Origin of the sequence: Shumkonia mesophila, assembly GCF_026163695.1 — a bacterium.
GTDB lineage: Bacteria > Pseudomonadota > Alphaproteobacteria > Rhodospirillales > Shumkoniaceae > Shumkonia > Shumkonia mesophila.
On sequence record NZ_JAOTID010000001.1, the window covers coordinates 615896 to 632801 of the forward strand.

Here is a 16906-nt window from a genome sequence, read left to right on the forward strand (position 1 = left end):
CATGGCGCCGCCGCTGCTGGCCATCGCCGTGGCGACCGGCATATTGATGGTGCCGGCGCTGTGGAACGGATCCGTCCTCTTTTACTGGGACAGCGTCGATTACGTCTATCTGCCGTTCACCGGCGAGCTGCCGATGTATCGCACCATGCCCTACGGGGTGTTCACCGGCATCGGCCGGCTGGCCGGCACGCTGTGGGCGGTGGCGGCGGCCCAGGCCTTTCTCGTCGCCTACATGCTGCACGAGGCCCTGACGGCGTTCGCGCCGCGCCCGGCGTGGCGTCTGTTGCCGCCGCTGGTGCTGCTGCTGTCGGTGGTTACGGCCCTGCCGTGGCGGGCCGGCCAGATCATGCCCGACGTCTTCACCGGCATGGCCATTCTCGGCATTGCCTCGTTGAGCTTCGAGCGCGGGCGCCTCAGCCGGCTGCGGCGCGCCGGCATCGCCGCCGTCACGGCCGGGGCCATCGCCATGCACACGACGCACATCGCGGTGGCGGCGGGCCTGGTGGTGGCGCTGGCCGGGCTCGGCTGGCTGCTGCGCCGCCGCTGGCCGGATCTCAAGCCACGCATCGGCCTGGCGGCGGCCACGGTGGCGATGGGGATCAGCCTGGTGGTCGGCATCCACTGGGTGACCGTCGGGCGGCCCTTCATCACCCAGCCGGCGGCCATGCTGATGCTGGCCCGTCTGGTTCAGGACGGCATCGCCAAGCGCTTCCTCGACGATCACTGCCCGGCCGGCTCGCCCTATCGGCTGTGCCGCTTCCGCGCCAGCCTGCCCAAAACCGCGAATTCCTTCCTGTGGGAAGGCAACACCATTCCCAACCGGCTCGGCGGCTGGAAGGCCATGGAAGGCGAGGCGACCGAGATTATCACCGAGTCGCTGGAGGAATATCCCCTCCTGCACATCGAGACGGCGGCCCGTCTGACCGCCGAGCAGGCCCTGATGTTCCGCACCGGCGACGGCATGGTGCGCGACGTTGGCTGGCTGATCAACGACACGCTCCGGCGCTATTACCCCGACGGCTATCGCGAATTCAAGGAATCGCAACAGAACGCCGGCATCGACTTCAAGACGATGAACGGCGTTCACGTGACGGTCCAGGCGGCGGCCCAGATTCTTCTGCTGGGCGTCCTTGTCGTGGCGTGGCGCCGGCGCGACCGGCTGTCCTTCGGACTGGCGGTGGCCATCCTGCTGACACTGCTGGGCAACGCCTTCGTGTGCGGCGCGCTGTCCAACCCGAACGACCGCTACCAGAACCGCATCGCCTGGTTGGCGGTGATGGTGGTGGCGGTGGGCGCGGCGCGCCTGCGCCGCTCCGACGAGGTCTCGCCGACCCACGGCCTTGCCGCTGGCGTTGGGACGTCTTGAGCGCCTGCCGCGATATCGCCCGATCGGTGCCACAGAAAAGACGGATTTGACGCTCAGGCTGCCCCCTTCGCACCCTGGGGGTTTTCAATGACTCAATACGATCCGGCCGCGATTGCCACGCAGCTCGTTCAGGAGCACGGCCTCGAGGAGGCCATCGCGGCAGCGACCGAAGGCATTCTGTACTCGCAGGAGGCGGGTGACTTCTACGCGCTCAGCGTCTGGCGGGAAGTGCGGCGCCATTTGCGCTCCCGCCATCGCGACGAGGACGAACGGTCGCACTGACCGACTTGGGCCTGCCCGGCCATGGCACATCCCTTGCTTGATGCAGGGACGTGGATGTCGTTTGGCAAGGAATGGCCGCGTGAACCAAGTTTCGACTGGCGAAGAGCGATGCAATCCGGATGGCGATCCGGAAAGCGTCGAGATCGACCGCCTGTTGCGCACCGCCGCCTATTACGAACGTCTTGGCTGCGTCAACGTGGCGATGGCGCTGAGGGCGCTGGCCCAGGCCAAAAGGCAGCGCGGCAAAGGCGGCGGCCTGACGGCGGCTTGAGGCGGCACCATAGGGGAATAACCGGGGTTGAAAGCCGGGACGGGCACCCTTTATCGTTGCGCGACTGAAGGAAACCGCGCAGGGATGAAAGATGTCGGATCGGCTGAAAACCCCCTCCGGCGGCGGGGTTCGGCCCGAGCCACGGTCGGCCGAGGACCATGGCGCCGGGTCGGATCGCCAGCAACCCGACAGGCCGCCGCAATCCCGCAAAATGCACTATGGCGTCCTGTTGTCCACCGCCCGCACGGTGGTCTCGATCGAGGCGTGGCTGGAGCCGAGGTGCGAAGGCGACTGGACGATCATTCTCGACGGGATCGACGAGGACAACTTTCTGAAAAAGCGCCTGCGCATCCTGTTCGAACTGGAATCGGACAAGCAAGCCTTCATTGCCGACTTCCGCCGGTAACCGAATCGGCGGCCGGACCCTACCCGCGGCTGCGGGCGTAACCGCCGTCGATGAGAATGTTCTGGCCGGTGATGTAGGTGTTCTCGGGGCCGGTCAGGAAAGCGACCAGGCCGGCGATCTCCTCGACGGTGCCGGTCCGCCGGACCGGAACGCGCGTCGCCAGTTCGGCCAGCGCCTTCTCGCCCAGGTTCTTGACCGACAGATCGGTGCGGATGAAGCCCGGCGCCACGCAGTTGGCCAGGATGCCCGCCTTGGCGACGTCGGCGGCCAGCGAGGCGGTCATGCCGTCGATGGCGAACTTGCTGGCCCCGTAGGCCGCGCGGTGTTCCTTGGCGGTGACCCCCCACAGGGATGAGATGTTGACGATCCGCCCCCACCCCTTGCCCTTCATCGCCGGGATGACCGCCTTGCACAGCAGGAACGGCGCCATCAGGTTGACCCGCAGGACGCGCTCGAAGTCTTCCAGCGCATAGGTTTCGAACGGACCGACCTTATTGGTACCGGCGTTGTTCACCAGGATGTCGAAGCCCTTGGCGCCGACGACGTCGGCAAACGCAATCGAGGCCTCGCGGTCGGCGAAGTCGACGGCCAGGTAGCGGCATCCCTCGGGCGGCGTGCCGTCGGGGCGGGTGCCGGTCACGGTCACCTCGGCCCCTCCGTCGCGCAGGCGTTCGGCGGTGGCGCGGCCGATGCCGCGGGTGCCGCCGGTGACCAGGGCGCTGAGGCCGGCGTGGGATGGGGCCATGGGTTCTCTCCTTCGTTGATGACGGCGGTGCCCATCATCGGCACTCGCGGCCCGAAGGTAAACCCTCGATCCCCTCTCCGGCCTCGCCGCTAATGGGCGATGAGCACGGGGATGTCGGCCTCGGCGAGGATCTGGCGGGTGGTGCCGCCGAAGATCATCTGTTGCAGGCGGCTGCGGGTGAAGGCGCCCTTGACCAGGAGGTCGGCCCCCAGCGCGTGGGCCTCGGCCAGCAGGGCGGTGCCGGCCGAACGCCCCTTGGCCGGCACGGTGCGGGCCGTCGCGTTGAGCCCTTCGCGCGCCATATGGGCCGCCACCTCCTCGCCGGAGGGGCCGGCCACCATGCCGCCCGAGGCGCCGCTGACCGACAGCACGTGAATGGACCGGGCGCCGCGCAGGATGGGCCAGCCGAGAGCCAGGGTACGGGCTGTTTCCGTGCTGCCGTTCCAGGCCACGACGACGGTTTCCCCCACCGTCTCGGGGACACGGCCGGAACTGACGACCACGGGCCGGCCGCTATAGAAGAGGGCCGCTTCGCAGGCGCCCATCCAATCGGGCGCCACCTCGGGCGGCGTGCGGCAGATGACAATAAGCCTGAACAGCCGGCCATAGCTGCCGACCACGGCGTCCCGCTCGCCCTCCTGCTCGCGCCACCACGCGGTCGGCTGATCCGAGCGCACGGCGATCTCGCGAAACGGTACGTTGCGCTCGTTCATGAAGGCGGCGAAGCGCCGGCGCGCGCGCTCGGCGTTTTGGTCCCAGAAGTCGCGGTACTGGCCGAGGAAGTGGGGCGGAACCGGCCCATGCGAGACCACGGGCAACGGGGCGCGCACGAACAGTCCCTCGATGTAGCTTCCGAAGCGCTGCGCGATCAGGAAGGTGGTTTCGATCGCGCCGGTGGCCGAGTCGTCGTCGACGAGGGGCAGGAGAATGGTCTTCATGGATGGAGGCCTCCTAGCCATGGCAAGACCGGGAGGCAATTCTACCAGACCGGGGCCGGTCGGGACAGTCGGCGAAGGCCCATGAAAAAAAAGCCCACGCAACACCCGCCGCGCGGACCGTCATCGGACAAACGAAAAATGAAGGGAAACACGGAGGCCATCCTGCACGGAGGGGTGGGGTTGGATGGTACGTATCGGGACGTTGCGCCCTATATTCCGCGTTTCCCTCGCCGAAAATACTAGCGGGTTCGCTCCCGGGCAAACATTCGGGAATTCCCTAACTGCAACCGGTCCGGCCGGAGGCGGCGGGGAAAGGGGCGGCGAAAAGCCCCCGGTCGGCGCAATAGCCGGCGGCAGGATCTTTGCAAAATGCGAAAGCGCGGTGCATTTTGCAAAAAACCGGGCGGACACCCTCCCTTCCGGGGCCCTGGGCGCCCCCGTATCCGCCATTCCTTCGACGGGAGCCGTGTGGCACGGCGGTTGCGAGGAGAGAGTCATCCTCCGGCGCCTCCCCGGAGGCGACGGTTCGAAAGAGCATACCGCATTTTTCGGAAGGGTGGGGAAAGCGGCCACAAGGCCGTATTTCCTGAACCTCACGGGTCCGGAGCCATCTTCCTCCTCCCCCTTTGCGCTCCGGGCCCGCCTTTTCCTTCCGCCGACGGTCGGTTCCGGATTGCCTGGAGGCTGGGCTGCTAATCGGCCGGGCGCTCTTCTTCCCAGCTTTGCTTCTTGCGATAGAGCGTCGAGGCGCTGACCCCCAGGAAGTGGGCGGCCTTCGGGATGTTGCCGCCGCAGATGCGGATGGCCCGCTCGATCGCGTCGCGCTCCACCTCGGCCAGCGGCCGGATGTGTTCCGGCGCGCCGGCGGCCGTGGCGGCGGGCCCCTCGGACGAGGCTGCCGGCGCCATGGCGGCGGATCGTTCGACGCTGGCCAGAAGCTTCACGGGGGACGGCAGCATGTCCGCCGTCACCGTGTCGCCGTCGTTCAGCACGACCGCGTTGCGAATCACGTTCTGCAGTTCCCGCACGTTGCCCGGCCAGGGATAGGCCGCAAGAACGGCTTCGCATTCCGAATCGAAACGGGCGAACCGCTTGCCCTCCTCGGCGGCATAGGCCTCCAGGTACTTGTGGGCGATCAGCGGGACGTCCCGTCCGCGCTCGCGCAGCGGCGGCATGTGGACCGGGATGACGTGGAGCCGGTAGAACAGGTCTTCGCGGAACCGCCCGGCCGCCACTTCCGCCAGCGGATCGCGGTTGGTCGCGCAGAGGAAGCGGACGTCCACCGCCTCGGTGCTCTCGCCGCCCACCTTCTGGAACGTTCCGGTCTGCACGAAACGCAGGAGCTTGGTCTGCAGGCTCAGGTCCAACTCGCACACTTCGTCGAGAAAAAGCGTGCCGCCGTCGGCCCGCTTGGCGGCGCCCTCGCGCTCGGCGATGGCGCCGGTGAAGGCGCCCCGAACGTGCCCGAAAATCTCGCTTTCCATCAGGTCCTTGGGGATGGCGCCGCAATTCAGCGCCACGAACGGCTTGTGGGCGCGCGGGCTTTTCTGGTGGATCGCCTCGGCGCACACTTCCTTGCCGGTGCCGCTCTCGCCGGAAATGAAGACGGTCGCCTTGCTGCCCGCCGCACTGTCGATGATCCGATAGATCGCCTGCATGGGCAGGGACGACCCGACGAAGCCGCAATAGGAGGTGCGGTCGAGATCCTGATAGGTCTCGACGATGCGGCTCAGGCGGTCGTGTTCCAGCGCGTTGCGCAGCGTGACCTGCAGGCGGGCCGCGTTGAACGGCTTGACAATGAAGTCATAGGCCCCCAGCCGCATGGCCTCGACGGCCACGTTGACCGATCCGTGGGCGGTGACGACGACGGTGACGCACGGCAGCCGGCGGCTGGAAACGCGGCGCAGGATGTCGATGCCGCCGATGTCCGGCAGCATGAGGTCGAGAAGGATGGCGTCGGGCGGCCTTCTCTCGATTTCCTCGAGCGCCGTCTTGCCTTTTTCGAAATGAACGACGTCGTAGTCCGAATCGGCGAGGAACGAGGTGACCACCCGGGCCTGGGCAGGGTCGTCCTCGATCAGCACCACCCGCCATTTCCGCACGGCCGGGCCAAAGGAATCGCGCGGCGCCGCCGGCGTGACCGGGACCGCGATGTCGGGCGCGGCCGCGATGGGCGAGTCCATCTCGCGACGCAGGCGGGCGATAAGGTCTTTGATCCGCTGCCGGCCGGCTTCGTTCGGCGGATCGCCCGGGGCCGCAGCGGCGCGCTCGCAGACCTCCTCCAGGTCGCGGCCCGCCTCGGAAACCGTGGGCGCCCCGAACATGCCTCCCGAGCCTGCCAGCTTGTGGGCGATCTCCTGCATGGAGCGGAGCGCCGGTTTCGCCGCCTCGGCCGTCGCCGCCTTCTCGAGGTCGCCGACCAGGGCGTCCAGCGCCTCGACACGCTCCGCGAGCTTGACGAAGAACTGCGATTGCAGGGCCGCGAAGCGTTCGGCGAAGCCGGGACCGGACTCAGCCATGGTGGTTGTTCCAGATCTCGCGTACCTGGTCGGCCAGGGCCATGGGGTCGAAGGGCTTGGCGATGACGCCTGCCGAGCCCAGATTCCGATAGTGTTCCAGTTCCGCCGGCATGGCCTTGGCCGTGCAGAAGGCGACCGGCGTCGCGCCGATCGCCGGATTGGCGCGCAGGTGCTGGAGCGTTGTCGGCCCATCCATTTCCGGCATCATGACGTCGAGCAGGATGAGGTCCGGCTTGAAGCGGGGCGCCATCTCGATGGCTTCCTTGCCCGAACCGCAGGTTTCGACGGTGAAGCCGCCGACGGTTTCGAGCGCGATACGGGCGACCGTCTGGATGTCGAGATCGTCTTCGACGATGAGAATTTTCTTCAGCGGCGGAACAGTCATGCCACGGTCCTTTCTGGATCCCGGGGGAAGGCATCATTGCCGACCAGCCGGCGGATGGTCTCCAGCAAATCGCGGTTGGTCACCCGCGCCTTGACCAGCGCGGCATCCACCTGGCGGGCCACGTCGTCGTCGATCGCATAGCCGGAAAAAATGATCACCGGCATGGTCTCCTGCCCTTCGCCCTTGAGCAGCGGCAACAACTCGATGCCCGAGCCGTCGGGCAGCTTGACGTCCAGAATTGCAAGGTCGAAGGTCTCGCGGTCAAGACAATTCCGCGCCTCCGCCACCGAGGAGGCGACGGTCAGCGCGACCCTGTCTTCCAGCAGGTCGCTGATCGTTTCGACGAGATCGTCGTCGTCCTCCACGTAGAGCAGCCGGGCCTTGCGCTGAGGCGCCGCGCTCGCCGCCTTCATCACGGCGCGCAGCAGCCGCTCCTCGTCGATCGGTTTGCTCAGCCAGTCGAGGACGCCCAGCGTCGCCGCCTCGATATGCTCGCGGGCGTCTCCGGCGCGGGCCGAAACGACGACGATGGGCATGTCGCGGACGGCGGGATTGCGGCGGACGTCGCGGATCAGCGCGATGCCGTCCTTGCCGGGGAGCATGATGTCCACCGTCATGGCGTCGAAGGGCCGCTCGGCCAGCAGGGCCTGGGCGGCTTCCGCCGTGTAGGCGATCTCGGCGCTCATCCCGCCCTGGACCAGGATCATGGCCAGGATCTTGGCGACGTCCGGGTCGTCCTCGCAGACCAGCACCCGTTTCCGGCCCGAGAGTGCCCCCGGATCCTCCGCTTCCGGCGGGGCCGCCGGCGACGCGGCGGCCCCGGTTGCGGAAACCGGAAGGTCGAAATGAAACGTCGAGCCGCCGCCCGGGGTGGCGTCGAAGCCGATGTGCCCGCCATGGCGCTCGACGATGGTCTTGGTGATGCTGAGGCCGAGCCCGGTGCCGCCGGCCTTGCGGGTGTCCGAGGAGTCGGCCTGGCTGAACCGCTGGAAGATGCGGTCGCGGAAGTTCTCCGGGATGCCGGGTCCGCGGTCGATGACGGCGACGCGCACCCATCCTTCCCGCCGGGAGACGGCAACGTCCACCGTCCCGCCGGCCGGCGAGAACTTGGCGGCGTTGGACAGCAGGTTGGTCATCACCTGGAGGATGCGGCCGCCGTCCACGTTGACGGTGGTGGCGGGAACGGGTTGGCGGACCACGTACTCCACACCGTATTCGCCGGCGAAGCTGACGTTGGCCTCGATGGCGGTATCGATGAGCTGGCCAAGGTCGGCCGGCTGCAAGCGGAACCCAATGCTGCCGGATTCGATCTTCTCGAGGTCGAGGATGTCGTTGACCAGCGCGATCAGACGCTGGCTGTTCTTGTAGGCGATGTCGATCAGTTCCCCGACCTTGCCGGGAAGCGGGCCCACCGCCCCGCCCACGACCAGGCCAAGGGCGCCGCGGATCGAGGTTAAGGGCGTGCGCAGCTCGTGGCTGACGGTCGACACGAACTCGTTCTTCATGCGCTCGATCTGTTTGCGTTCGGTAATGTCGCGCACGATGCCGGTGAACATCCGCCGGCCGCCCTGGTTGATCTCGCTGATGCCGATTTCGAGCGGGATGATGGCGCCGTCCTGGCGCCGGCCGCTGAACTCCCGGCCGCTGCCGATGACCTTGGCGACCCCGGTGCGGACATAGTTCTGGATGGCGTTGGCGTGGGCGCCTTCGGGCGACTCGGGCATCAGGACGGCAACGTTGCGCCCGATCAGCTCGTGCTTCGAGAATCCGAAAATACGTTCGACCGCCGGATTGACCGATTCGATGATGCCCGTCTCGTCGATGGTGATGATGCCGTCGACCATGGTGTCGACGACCGCCCTGATCCTCTCCTCGCTGTCGCGGAGCGCGTCTTCGGCGCGCTTGCGCGCCGTAATGTCGGTATGGGTGCCGACGGCGCGGATCGGCGTACCGTCGGCCCGCCTTTCCACCACCTTGCCGCGGTCGAGCACCCACAGCCATGCGCCGTCCTTGGTCAGCAGGCGGTGTTCGGCTTCGTAGACCGGCGTGCGGCCCTGCAGATGGGCGTTGAGCGCCGCCTCGACGGCCGCCTTGTCCTCCGGGTGGACCCGGCTCACCCAGAAATTACGGCGGGGTTCGAGGGCGCCCGGCGCGAAGCCGAGCATGGCTTCCAGGCGGGGGCTGAAATAGACGTCGCCGGTGATCACGTTCCAGTCCCACAGGCCGTCCTCGGTCCCTTCGAGGGCCAGTTTGAGGCGCTCCTCGCTGATTCTCAGCGCATTCCTGGCGTGGCGGCGGGAAATCTCGGCACCGATCCACTGGGCGAAAAGCTGGATCAACGAGAAATCGCTTTCGCCGAACGGGCGCTCGCGCGGCTCTGGGCCCGAGAAGTTGAGCGTCCCGTACCGCCGGCCGTCGACCATGATCGGAACCCCGATATAGGATTCCAGCCGGAAGGCCTGGTAGCAGGGGTGGTCGCGGATATGGCTTTCGCCGGCCCTGTCGAAGCCGGTCGGGCTGTTGGCGGCCAGCGTGTGGGCGCAATAGGTTTGGCCGAGCGAGAAGATGGCGCCGGCCGGCGGCGCTCCCTCGGGGCCGACGATGTGCTCGACGAAGTAGCTGTCGCCCTCGACGTGGCTGACGATGCCGATCGGCAGGTTGAAGGTCTCGGCCCCCAGGACCAGCAGGCGGCGAATCTTTTCGTCGAAGGCCAGCGACTGGTCGACCGTGATGTCCTGCAACTGGCCGCGCGAGCGCGCGTAATGCCGCAGCGTCTGCTCGGCCGTCTTCTGTTCGGTGACGTCGGTCAGCGTGCTGACGAAGCCGGTCACCCGGCCTTCGCCGTCCCGGTGCGAGGTCGTCTGTCCGATCACCCAGGTGGCATGGCCGCTGGCCTTGAGGAACCGATACTCGATGGCGAAGGCCTTGCCCTCGGCGGCGCACGCCTCCCAGGTGGCCAGAACGCGATGCCGGTCCTCGGGATGCAGCGCGTCCTGCCAGCCCGTCCCCAGCATACCCGTCTCGCTGAGTCCGGTGATCTCGGCGCACTTGTCGTTGGAATAGCGGCAGTTGCCCATGGGGTCGGTATAGAAGATGCCGACCGGCGACACCTGCGCCAGGGAATGGAACCGCCGCTCCGATTCCGCCAGCGCGACGACCGTTTTGCGGCGGCTGACGATCTCGTCGCGGAAGGCCCCGAGGGCGACGGCGATGGCGCCGATCTCGCCGGGAATGCGGCCCCGGTCAACCGGGATGTCGACGTTGCCCCGCACCAGTTCGGCCAGCGCGACCACCACCTGATTGATCGGGCGGGTGATGCTGCGTCCGAGCGCCAGCCCCAGGAAAACGCAAACGACCAGACCGAAGGTACCGACCCCGATCATGATCAGAATGTTCGTATGGGCCTGCGCCAGCGCCGCCGCCGCGGATGCCGTCGCGGCGTTCTCCACCTGATGGACCAGCCGCTCGACCTCCGAGGAGAGGTTTTTCTGCTCGATGGCGATCGACGGCAGCAGGCGGGCGGCCTCCGCCCGATTGGCGGTCTCCAGCAGGAAAAAGATGCGCTGGGCGGCGCTCCCGTAACGGTTCTGGGTAAGCTGGATGCCGTGCAAGGCTACGAGAAGCCCGCGGAATTCGTCCTGGAGCGCCGGTTCTGCGGATTGCCGAAGGGTCGTCTGGGTCATCAGGACGGCGACGCGAAGCTGGTCCTCGAGGCGAGTCCCCAGGACGGCGAAGCGGTGGGTCTGGGCGCTGAAATCGGCGACACTGGCTCCTGCGTCGGCGGTGCCGGTTTCGGCCAGCCGCATGGCTTTCTCGAAACTCACCGCCTGCTCAAGCTGGTTCACCGTGATCGACGTCAGAACGCCAAGCAGCGGCAATTCCTCGCGGGTCACGCCGGTCAAACGGTCGGCGACGCGCGACGTTGCCAGGATGGCGACGCCGGTCACCGACGCCGTGACCAGAAAACCGGCGACGACGAGGCCGACGATGCGGATCGATATTTTCATGGCGTCAGGGTCGGCAGGCTGGGTCCGCTTCCCTCCGCTGTCTGCCGCCGGGCCAGCGCGGCGTCGGCGAGCACACGGTTGGCGTCCTCCGGGCGCTTCAGCCGGCGCAGGACGTCGGCGTAGGCCCTGGCCGAGCGGGCCACTTCGACGTCGCCCGGCGCCAGGGCGGCCTGGCGGATGGCCAGCGCCCGCCGCAACAACGGCTCGGCCGCCGCCGGGTTCCCGCCGCGCAGCAGCAGTTGCGCCAGGTTGGAGAGATCGCCGGCCACCGCCTGGTGATCGCCGCCCAGGATCGTCTCGTCGATGGAAAGCGCCCGCCGGTAAAGCGCCTCGGCCTCCGCCGGCTGGCCCGCCGCGTAGCGCACGAAGGCCAGCCGGCTCAAGGCCTTCGCGACCTCGGGATGGGCGGCGCCACGCAGCCGTTCCGTCACCTCGACGGCGCGCCTCAGCAAGGTCTCCGCCTCGGCCACGGTCCCGTCCTGGAAGATGGCCGTCGCCTGCCGGGTCAACAACGTGGCGATGAGACCGTCCGAGCCCTCCGGCAGCAGAGCGAGGGCCCGGGCGAACAGCTTGGCGGCGGCGGCAAAGCGGAACTGGGCCATTTCCAGATCGCCGGCGAGGGTGGCGGCGCGCACCGCCGCAAGGTGGCGCTTCTCCGCCGCGTCGGCCATCCGGCGGCCGGCGGTCCCGAAGCGGGCGCCGGCCTTGTCCAGGGCGTCGATCGCCGCCTCGAAGTCGCCCCACTCGAGCGCGCGTGTTGCCGCCGCGACCATGACGTCGGTTTCGTCGGCCGGGTCGGCGGCGGCTGCGAGTTCGTCCAGGGTCGCCCGGCCGGCCGCGAGGTCGGCCCGGAAGGCGTCGATGCGCGCATCGACGGCGGCCGGCGCCAAACCGCGCTGGCGCAGGATCGAGCGCAACGCCGTCGGCGCGGCGTCTGCGGGCGGCGGCGCGGTATCGGGGGCCGGCGGCAAGGCCATGGCCGGCGGTTCGGCGGCGGGGATCTCGGTCGGCGCAGCGGCGACGGCGCGCGGCCGCGCCCACAGGTAGCCGACGACAATGCCAAGGCCGAGGACGGCGAACGTGGTGGCGATCAGGGCGGCGCCTTCGGGACTCGCCGCCGTCTTCCATAGCGCCGTCCATGCCGGGTGGTCCCTGACGGCGGTCCAATCCCACCCGCTCGCGAGGCTGCGCACCCAATCGACGGCGCGGCTGAAGAACTCCGCCATCGTCGCCCCTGCCCTTTCGCTAGGCGTTTGAAATACAACATAGAATATAACATCGTATCATCGCATGCCGGGGCGACCGTGGCAACCGGCTCGACGCGGCGGCCATTGACGGACGACGGCCGGCCACTCAAACTCGCGCCATGTTTTCCCTAGGTCTCCTCGGCGGTCCGCAGAGCTTCGATCCGCTTGTGCTGCTGGTGATTGCACTCGGCCTCGAGGCCGGGCTGGCCACGCTGCCGGGCTTCACCCGGCTGGCGGCGGTGCCGTCGCGGCTGGCCCGCCGGCTGGTTTCGGCGCTCGACGCCAAGCTCAACCGCGAACGGCGCAGCGAAATGGACCGCGCGCTGCGCGGCGCCATCGTTGCGCTGGGGCTGGCGGCGGCGGCGGCGGTGCTGGGTTGGGGCATCGCCTGGCTCGGCCAAAACCATCACTTCGGGTGGATCGTCGAACTCGCCCTGATGGTCGCCCTGATCGACCAGGGCCGGCGCTATGCGGGCGTCCGCGCCGTCGCCACGGCCTTTTCAGCCGGCCACCTGGAGGCGGCTAGGTTGGCCCTTGACGGGCTGGTGACGCTGGACCCCGGGCGCATGGACGAACACGGCGTGGCCCGCGCCGCCGTCGAATCGGCGGCGGAAGGGTTCTGCACCGGCGCCGTGGCGCCGGCCTTCTGGTATGCCCTGTTCGGCTTTCCCGGTCTGGCGGTGAGTTCGGCGGCGGCGGTGATGAACGAGGTGCTCGGCCATCGCACCCCGCGCTACCGGGCCTTCGGGATGGCGGCGGCCCGCCTCAACGACATCCTGATGCTGATCCCGGCGTGCCTGGCCGGCCTCTGCGTGGTTTTCGCTGCCGTCGTTGCGCCGACCGCCAGGCCCGGGCGGGCGTTCGCCACCATGGTCCGCGACGCCGGCCGGCATCGCTCGCGCCATCTCGGCTGGCCGGTGGCGGCCATGGCCGGCGGCCTCGACGTCGCCCTGGCGGGGCCGCGCCAGTACGCCGGGCTGGCGATCCCCGACCCCTGGATCGGCGGCGGCACCGCCCGCTTGGCCGGCCGCGACATCCGCCGCGCCCTCTACCTCTATGCGGTCGCCTGCCTGGTCAACGCCGGATGGGTGGCGGCGCTGGTGCTGGTGCGGCTCGGCTTGGCGTCGTGACGCTACCGGCCGCTCAGGGGGCGGCCAGCACCTGGCGCAGGGGGTCGGCCTGCGGATTGCTGAAATTCTGGCCGAACAGGATGGCGTCCGGCGTCGCGCCGGGGCCGTAATAGGCCTCGTTGTAGTCGTTGCGCCGGGCCAGCACGGAACCCTCGATGGAGCCCCCGGCGTAAAGGCCGGCGGCGTACGAGAACACCACCACGTCGGCGCCGAGGTTGGTGGTCACCGCGCCCTCCATGCCGCCGCCGACGGTGCCGACGGTGATGCCGAGGTCGGCGCCGACCTTGCCCTGATGCTTGACCACGGCCTGCACCGCCTTCTGGGTGCGCAGGATCAGGATGGTTTCCGCCACCTGGCCGCCGATCTGCAGGCCGACGCTGCCGGCCCCCAGGGTGTAGAAGGCCGGCGCGCTCCAGCCGCCCGACGGCTGGCGGGCCAGCATGACGCCGCTGCCGTATTCGGCGCCCAGGATGAAGCCGGCCCGGTAGGCGCCGGGAAGCACGACGACGCCCTGGGCCTTGGCCAGCAGATCGCGGAAGACGGCGGTCTGCGGCACTTGCCTCTGCTTGAAGGTGTCGACCGTCCAACGGGCCTTGTCGACCAACTCCTCGGCCTCGGCGGCCGGCGACGACGTGCGGCTGCAGGCCGCCGCCAGCAGGCCGGCCAGCAAAGCCAGGGCCAGAAGGGTTCTTTTCATCCCATTCTCCCAGTGGTTGTTGGTGGGGTGCCGGCAGACTAGCACGGCCCTCCGCCCGAAGGCCACCCGCCGGCGCCTATTCGCCCTGCTGGAGCAGCAGGCCATGCACCCGGGCCTGGCGGAACATGACCAGGAAAAAGGCGGTGCCGGCGACGAGGTAGAGAACGTTGAGGCCCACCGCCCAGGCGAACAGGCCGACATCGAAGACATGGTCGAAAAGAACCGCCCGCATGCCCTCGAACACATAGGCCGAGGGCAGCGACCACGACACCGGCTGCAACCAAGCCGGCAGCGCGGAAATCGGGTAATAGACGCCGCTCACCGGGGCCAGCAGGAAGATGCCCAGCCAGCACAGGCTTTCGACGCCCAGCCCGAAGCGCACCAGCAGGCCCGAGACGAACAGCCCGACCGCCCAGCCCAGGACCAGCAGGTTGACGAAGAAGGCCAGTAGCGGCAGCCCCATGGCGAACACCCAGACGTCGTAGAAGGGCCATGCCAGGAGGGCGGCCGGTCCGACGCTGAGGGCCGTGCGGATGAAGCTCATGACGACCAGCGAAAGGGCCATTTCGTAAGGCCGGAGCGGGGTGATGAAGATCTGCCCCAGGTTGCGCGCCCACATCTCCTCGATGAACGACACCGACAGGCCGAGGTTGGCGCGATAGAGCACGTCCCACAGCAGCACCGCTGAAATCAGCACGCCGGCCGCCTGGGCGACCCACGAACTGTGCGACACGAAGAAGTTGGTGATGAACCCCCACAACACCATCTGGACCAGCGGCCAGTAGGTAAGCTCGAGCACGCGCGGCCACGAGTGCCGATACATGTAAAGATGCCGGAGCACCATGGCGCCGATGCGGCGTGCCGAAAAGGCCGACGGCCTCATCGCCCGGCCTCCCGGGCGCGCTCTTCGGCGGCGGGCTGGCGGCGCCTGGCGATGTCGAGGAAGACCTCCTCCAGCGTGCTGCGGCCGTAGCGGGCGATGAGGTCCGCCGGCGAGCCCTGATCGACGATGACCCCGGTGCGCAGCATGAACACCTGGGTGCACAGGCGCTCGACCTCGGCCATGTTGTGGGAGGCCAGCAGCAGGGTGGCGCCGGTGCGCCGCTGGTAGTTCTCGAGGTAGCCGCGCACCCAGTCGCCGGTGTCGGGATCGAGCGAGGCGGTGGGCTCGTCGAGCAGCAGGAGTTGCGGTTGGTTCAACAGTGCCTTGGCCAGGGTGACGCGCGTCTTCTGGCCGGCCGACAGCGTTCCCGTCGGCTTGTCCAGGAAGGCCTCGATCTCGAGGTCGCGGGCCAGCGCGGCGATGCGGTCCTTGACGTTATCCAGGCCGTAGAGGTGGCCGTATACGGTCAGGTTCTCGCGCACCAGCAGGCGGCGCGGCAAATCGACGTAGGGCGAGGAGAAGTTCATGCGGGGCAGCATGCGATAGCGGTGGCGGATCATGTCGCCGCCGAAGATCGCGACCTCGCCCGAGGTGGGCAGCAGGAGGCCGAGCAGGATCGAGATGGTGGTCGTCTTGCCGGCGCCGTTGCCGCCCAAAAGCGCCGTCGTGCTGCCCGCCGTGACGGTGAACGAGATGCCGTCGACGGCCCGCACGTCGCCGAAGCATTTGACCAGGTTCGTCACCGCGACGACGGGCTCGGTGTCGGGGCCGCTCATGGCCGGGTCAGCTCCGTTCGATGCGCCGTTTCAGGCGCAGCAGTTCGCGCCGCCGGTTGTCCTCGGCGATGAGGGTTTCGACGTGGCGGCCCTGGAAGAAGCGGATGCCGACCGACTGGCCGAAATCCACCGCCTCGCGGTCGTCGCAGCGGCACATGACGACGCGCGACTGGCCGGCCCGCTTGACCATGGCGCGGACCCCTTCCTGCATCTCTTCGCCGCCGTCGGCCATCTCGGGGTCCCACAGCAGCTTGACGAAATCGGCGCCCAGCCGTTCGCGATCGAGCAGCGGCATGACCTGATGGGTCATGGCGTCGATGCAGATGCGATAGCCGCGCTGCTGGATGAAGTTGCGGGCGAACAGGAAGGCGCCGAGGTCGGCGAACACCTCGGCCTTGTCGATCTCGACCACCAGCGAGCCGCGGCGGCTGGCCGTGATGGCGTCGTCGAAGGCCAGGAAGTCGGGCGACAGGATGGTCGAGACGTTGAGGTTGAAGCTGATGTCGCCGGTAAACGTGATGTGGTCGGTCCTGGACAGCATGGCCAAGACGCGGCGGTCGAGGCTGCTGGTGAGATGCTGGAACAGCCAGCGGTTGCCAGCCAGGTTGACGTCCGGCAGCAGGGTCTCGCGCAGATCGTGGATGGAGATGAACAGTTCGCTGAAGGCGGGTTCCGGCACGCCCTTCGCCGTCACCCCGCAGATATACTGCCGGCGCACCAGGTTGGACAGATCGGCGCGCACCAGCGCCACCTCGACGCGGCTCAGCACCTCGGGCGTCAGCGGCGTGCCGCTCGACTGGCGGGCTTTCAGCGCCTGGCGGGCGTCGCGCGTGGCGCGGGCCGTTTCGGCGGTCTCGCCGTCGTCGTCGGTCAGGCTGCGGGCGAAGCGCAGGATTTTTTCGTATTCGCGGTCGACGGCGTACCAGACGCAGAAACTACGGGCCTCGTTGGCCTCGTCGGCCAGCATCGGATCGTCGCTGAAGAGATAGCGGATCTTTTGGATCGCCGCCTCGGTGTCGGCGTGCGCCTCGGCCCTGTAGATGAAGAACAGATCGGCGTTCTTGAGCGTGAACAACTGGCCGCTCAGGGCCTTGACCAGCGGCTCCAGGTTGGCGGCGGCGGCCCGCACGTGGGGCTCCCGGCGATTGAAGGGACGCAGGCCCGACAGGCGGACATGCACGGCCCGGCGCGCCGCCTTGTGCTTTTCCAGGCGCCGCACGTAGTCGAGCAGAAGGTTTTCTTGGCTGGGCATCC

The 16906-nt window shown here is 68.4% G+C and carries 15 protein-coding genes; 5 read left to right on the plus strand and 10 right to left on the minus strand.

What is annotated here, in order from left to right; genetic code table 11:
• Position 1 precedes the first annotated feature (1 nt).
• The 4 genes from ODR01_RS02750 to ODR01_RS02765 all read left to right on the plus strand — a co-directional run bounded on the left by ODR01_RS02750 (position 2) and on the right by ODR01_RS02765 (position 2325).
• Positions 2 to 1366 (plus strand): hypothetical protein, encoded by a 1365-nt coding sequence (locus tag ODR01_RS02750; RefSeq protein ID WP_316976055.1) that lies wholly within the window; start codon positions 2 to 4, stop codon positions 1364 to 1366.
• An 87-nt stretch (positions 1367 to 1453) separates the two neighbouring features.
• Complete coding sequence (locus tag ODR01_RS02755) at positions 1454 to 1648, plus strand: hypothetical protein (protein WP_316976056.1); 195 nt, start codon at positions 1454 to 1456, stop codon at positions 1646 to 1648.
• Between the two features lie 79 nt (positions 1649 to 1727).
• Positions 1728 to 1919: a hypothetical protein gene (locus ODR01_RS02760; protein ID WP_316976057.1), complete on the plus strand. Its 192-nt coding sequence runs from the start codon at positions 1728 to 1730 to the stop codon at positions 1917 to 1919.
• A gap of 91 nt (positions 1920 to 2010) precedes the next feature.
• Positions 2011 to 2325 carry a hypothetical protein gene (locus ODR01_RS02765; protein WP_316976058.1) on the plus strand — a complete coding sequence of 105 codons (315 nt, stop codon included), beginning with the start codon at positions 2011 to 2013 and terminating at the stop codon, positions 2323 to 2325.
• A 19-nt stretch (positions 2326 to 2344) separates the two neighbouring features.
• On the opposite strand, the gene ODR01_RS02770 is transcribed toward ODR01_RS02765, so the two are convergent.
• The 6 genes from ODR01_RS02770 to ODR01_RS02795 all read right to left on the minus strand — a co-directional run bounded on the left by ODR01_RS02770 (position 2345) and on the right by ODR01_RS02795 (position 12145).
• Complete coding sequence (locus tag ODR01_RS02770) at positions 2345 to 3070, minus strand: SDR family NAD(P)-dependent oxidoreductase (protein WP_316976059.1); 726 nt, start codon at positions 3068 to 3070, stop codon at positions 2345 to 2347.
• Between the two features lie 89 nt (positions 3071 to 3159).
• The gene (locus ODR01_RS02775; protein ID WP_316976060.1) at positions 3160 to 4008 is read right to left on the minus strand and encodes a universal stress protein; all 849 of its coding nucleotides are present in this window, start codon (positions 4006 to 4008) and stop codon (positions 3160 to 3162) included.
• Between the two features lie 692 nt (positions 4009 to 4700).
• Positions 4701 to 6527, minus strand: coding sequence for a sigma 54-interacting transcriptional regulator (locus ODR01_RS02780; protein ID WP_316976061.1), 1827 nt, complete (start codon positions 6525 to 6527; stop codon positions 4701 to 4703).
• Positions 6520 to 6912 carry a response regulator gene (locus ODR01_RS02785; RefSeq protein WP_316976062.1) on the minus strand — a complete coding sequence of 131 codons (393 nt, stop codon included), beginning with the start codon at positions 6910 to 6912 and terminating at the stop codon, positions 6520 to 6522. Before ODR01_RS02785 ends, ODR01_RS02780 begins: the two co-directional genes overlap by 8 nt.
• Positions 6909 to 10919 (minus strand): PAS domain S-box protein, encoded by a 4011-nt coding sequence (locus ODR01_RS02790; RefSeq protein WP_316976063.1) that lies wholly within the window; start codon positions 10917 to 10919, stop codon positions 6909 to 6911. The genes ODR01_RS02785 and ODR01_RS02790 overlap by 4 nt, the downstream gene beginning before the upstream one ends.
• The gene (locus tag ODR01_RS02795) at positions 10916 to 12145 is read right to left on the minus strand and encodes a tetratricopeptide repeat protein (protein WP_316976064.1); all 1230 of its coding nucleotides are present in this window, start codon (positions 12143 to 12145) and stop codon (positions 10916 to 10918) included. Before ODR01_RS02795 ends, ODR01_RS02790 begins: the two co-directional genes overlap by 4 nt.
• A 140-nt stretch (positions 12146 to 12285) precedes the next feature.
• Here ODR01_RS02795 and ODR01_RS02800 point away from each other — a divergent pair, with 140 nt between their 5' ends.
• Positions 12286 to 13296, plus strand: coding sequence for a cobalamin biosynthesis protein CobD/CbiB (locus tag ODR01_RS02800; protein ID WP_316976065.1), 1011 nt, complete (start codon positions 12286 to 12288; stop codon positions 13294 to 13296).
• 13 nt (positions 13297 to 13309) lie between these two features.
• Here ODR01_RS02800 and ODR01_RS02805 read toward each other — a convergent pair whose 3' ends face one another.
• From ODR01_RS02805 to ODR01_RS02820, 4 genes are all read right to left on the minus strand, one after another.
• Entirely contained in the window at positions 13310 to 13993 is a 684-nt protein-coding gene (locus ODR01_RS02805; RefSeq protein ID WP_316976066.1) for a lipid-binding SYLF domain-containing protein, read from the minus strand.
• Between the two features lie 76 nt (positions 13994 to 14069).
• Entirely contained in the window at positions 14070 to 14876 is an 807-nt protein-coding gene (locus tag ODR01_RS02810; RefSeq protein ID WP_316976067.1) for an ABC transporter permease, read from the minus strand.
• Positions 14873 to 15652 (minus strand): ABC transporter ATP-binding protein, encoded by a 780-nt coding sequence (locus ODR01_RS02815; protein WP_316976068.1) that lies wholly within the window; start codon positions 15650 to 15652, stop codon positions 14873 to 14875. Before ODR01_RS02815 ends, ODR01_RS02810 begins: the two co-directional genes overlap by 4 nt.
• A 7-nt stretch (positions 15653 to 15659) precedes the next feature.
• The gene (locus ODR01_RS02820) at positions 15660 to 16904 is read right to left on the minus strand and encodes an EAL domain-containing protein (protein WP_316976069.1); all 1245 of its coding nucleotides are present in this window, start codon (positions 16902 to 16904) and stop codon (positions 15660 to 15662) included.
• Positions 16905 to 16906 lie beyond the last annotated feature (2 nt).

What these genes read in the sequence shown, in the direction of transcription:
- ODR01_RS02755 (WP_316976056.1), top strand. Translation starts at nt 1,454, where the DNA reads ATGACTCAATACGATCCGGCCGCGATTGCCACGCAGCTCGTTCAGGAG.
- ODR01_RS02765 (WP_316976058.1), top strand. Translation starts at nt 2,011, where the DNA reads ATGTCGGATCGGCTGAAAACCCCCTCCGGCGGCGGGGTTCGGCCCGAG.
- ODR01_RS02815 (WP_316976068.1), bottom strand. Translation starts at nt 15,652, where the DNA reads ATGAGCGGCCCCGACACCGAGCCCGTCGTCGCGGTGACGAACCTGGTC.
- ODR01_RS02820 (WP_316976069.1), bottom strand. Translation starts at nt 16,904, where the DNA reads ATGCCCAGCCAAGAAAACCTTCTGCTCGACTACGTGCGGCGCCTGGAA.
- ODR01_RS02750 (WP_316976055.1), top strand. Translation starts at nt 2, where the DNA reads ATGGCGCCGCCGCTGCTGGCCATCGCCGTGGCGACCGGCATATTGATG.
- ODR01_RS02790 (WP_316976063.1), bottom strand. Translation starts at nt 10,919, where the DNA reads ATGAAAATATCGATCCGCATCGTCGGCCTCGTCGTCGCCGGTTTTCTG.
- ODR01_RS02810 (WP_316976067.1), bottom strand. Translation starts at nt 14,876, where the DNA reads ATGAGGCCGTCGGCCTTTTCGGCACGCCGCATCGGCGCCATGGTGCTC.
- ODR01_RS02800 (WP_316976065.1), top strand. Translation starts at nt 12,286, where the DNA reads ATGTTTTCCCTAGGTCTCCTCGGCGGTCCGCAGAGCTTCGATCCGCTT.
- ODR01_RS02795 (WP_316976064.1), bottom strand. Translation starts at nt 12,145, where the DNA reads ATGGCGGAGTTCTTCAGCCGCGCCGTCGATTGGGTGCGCAGCCTCGCG.
- ODR01_RS02775 (WP_316976060.1), bottom strand. Translation starts at nt 4,008, where the DNA reads ATGAAGACCATTCTCCTGCCCCTCGTCGACGACGACTCGGCCACCGGC.
- ODR01_RS02770 (WP_316976059.1), bottom strand. Translation starts at nt 3,070, where the DNA reads ATGGCCCCATCCCACGCCGGCCTCAGCGCCCTGGTCACCGGCGGCACC.
- ODR01_RS02780 (WP_316976061.1), bottom strand. Translation starts at nt 6,527, where the DNA reads ATGGCTGAGTCCGGTCCCGGCTTCGCCGAACGCTTCGCGGCCCTGCAA.
- ODR01_RS02785 (WP_316976062.1), bottom strand. Translation starts at nt 6,912, where the DNA reads ATGACTGTTCCGCCGCTGAAGAAAATTCTCATCGTCGAAGACGATCTC.
- ODR01_RS02805 (WP_316976066.1), bottom strand. Translation starts at nt 13,993, where the DNA reads ATGAAAAGAACCCTTCTGGCCCTGGCTTTGCTGGCCGGCCTGCTGGCG.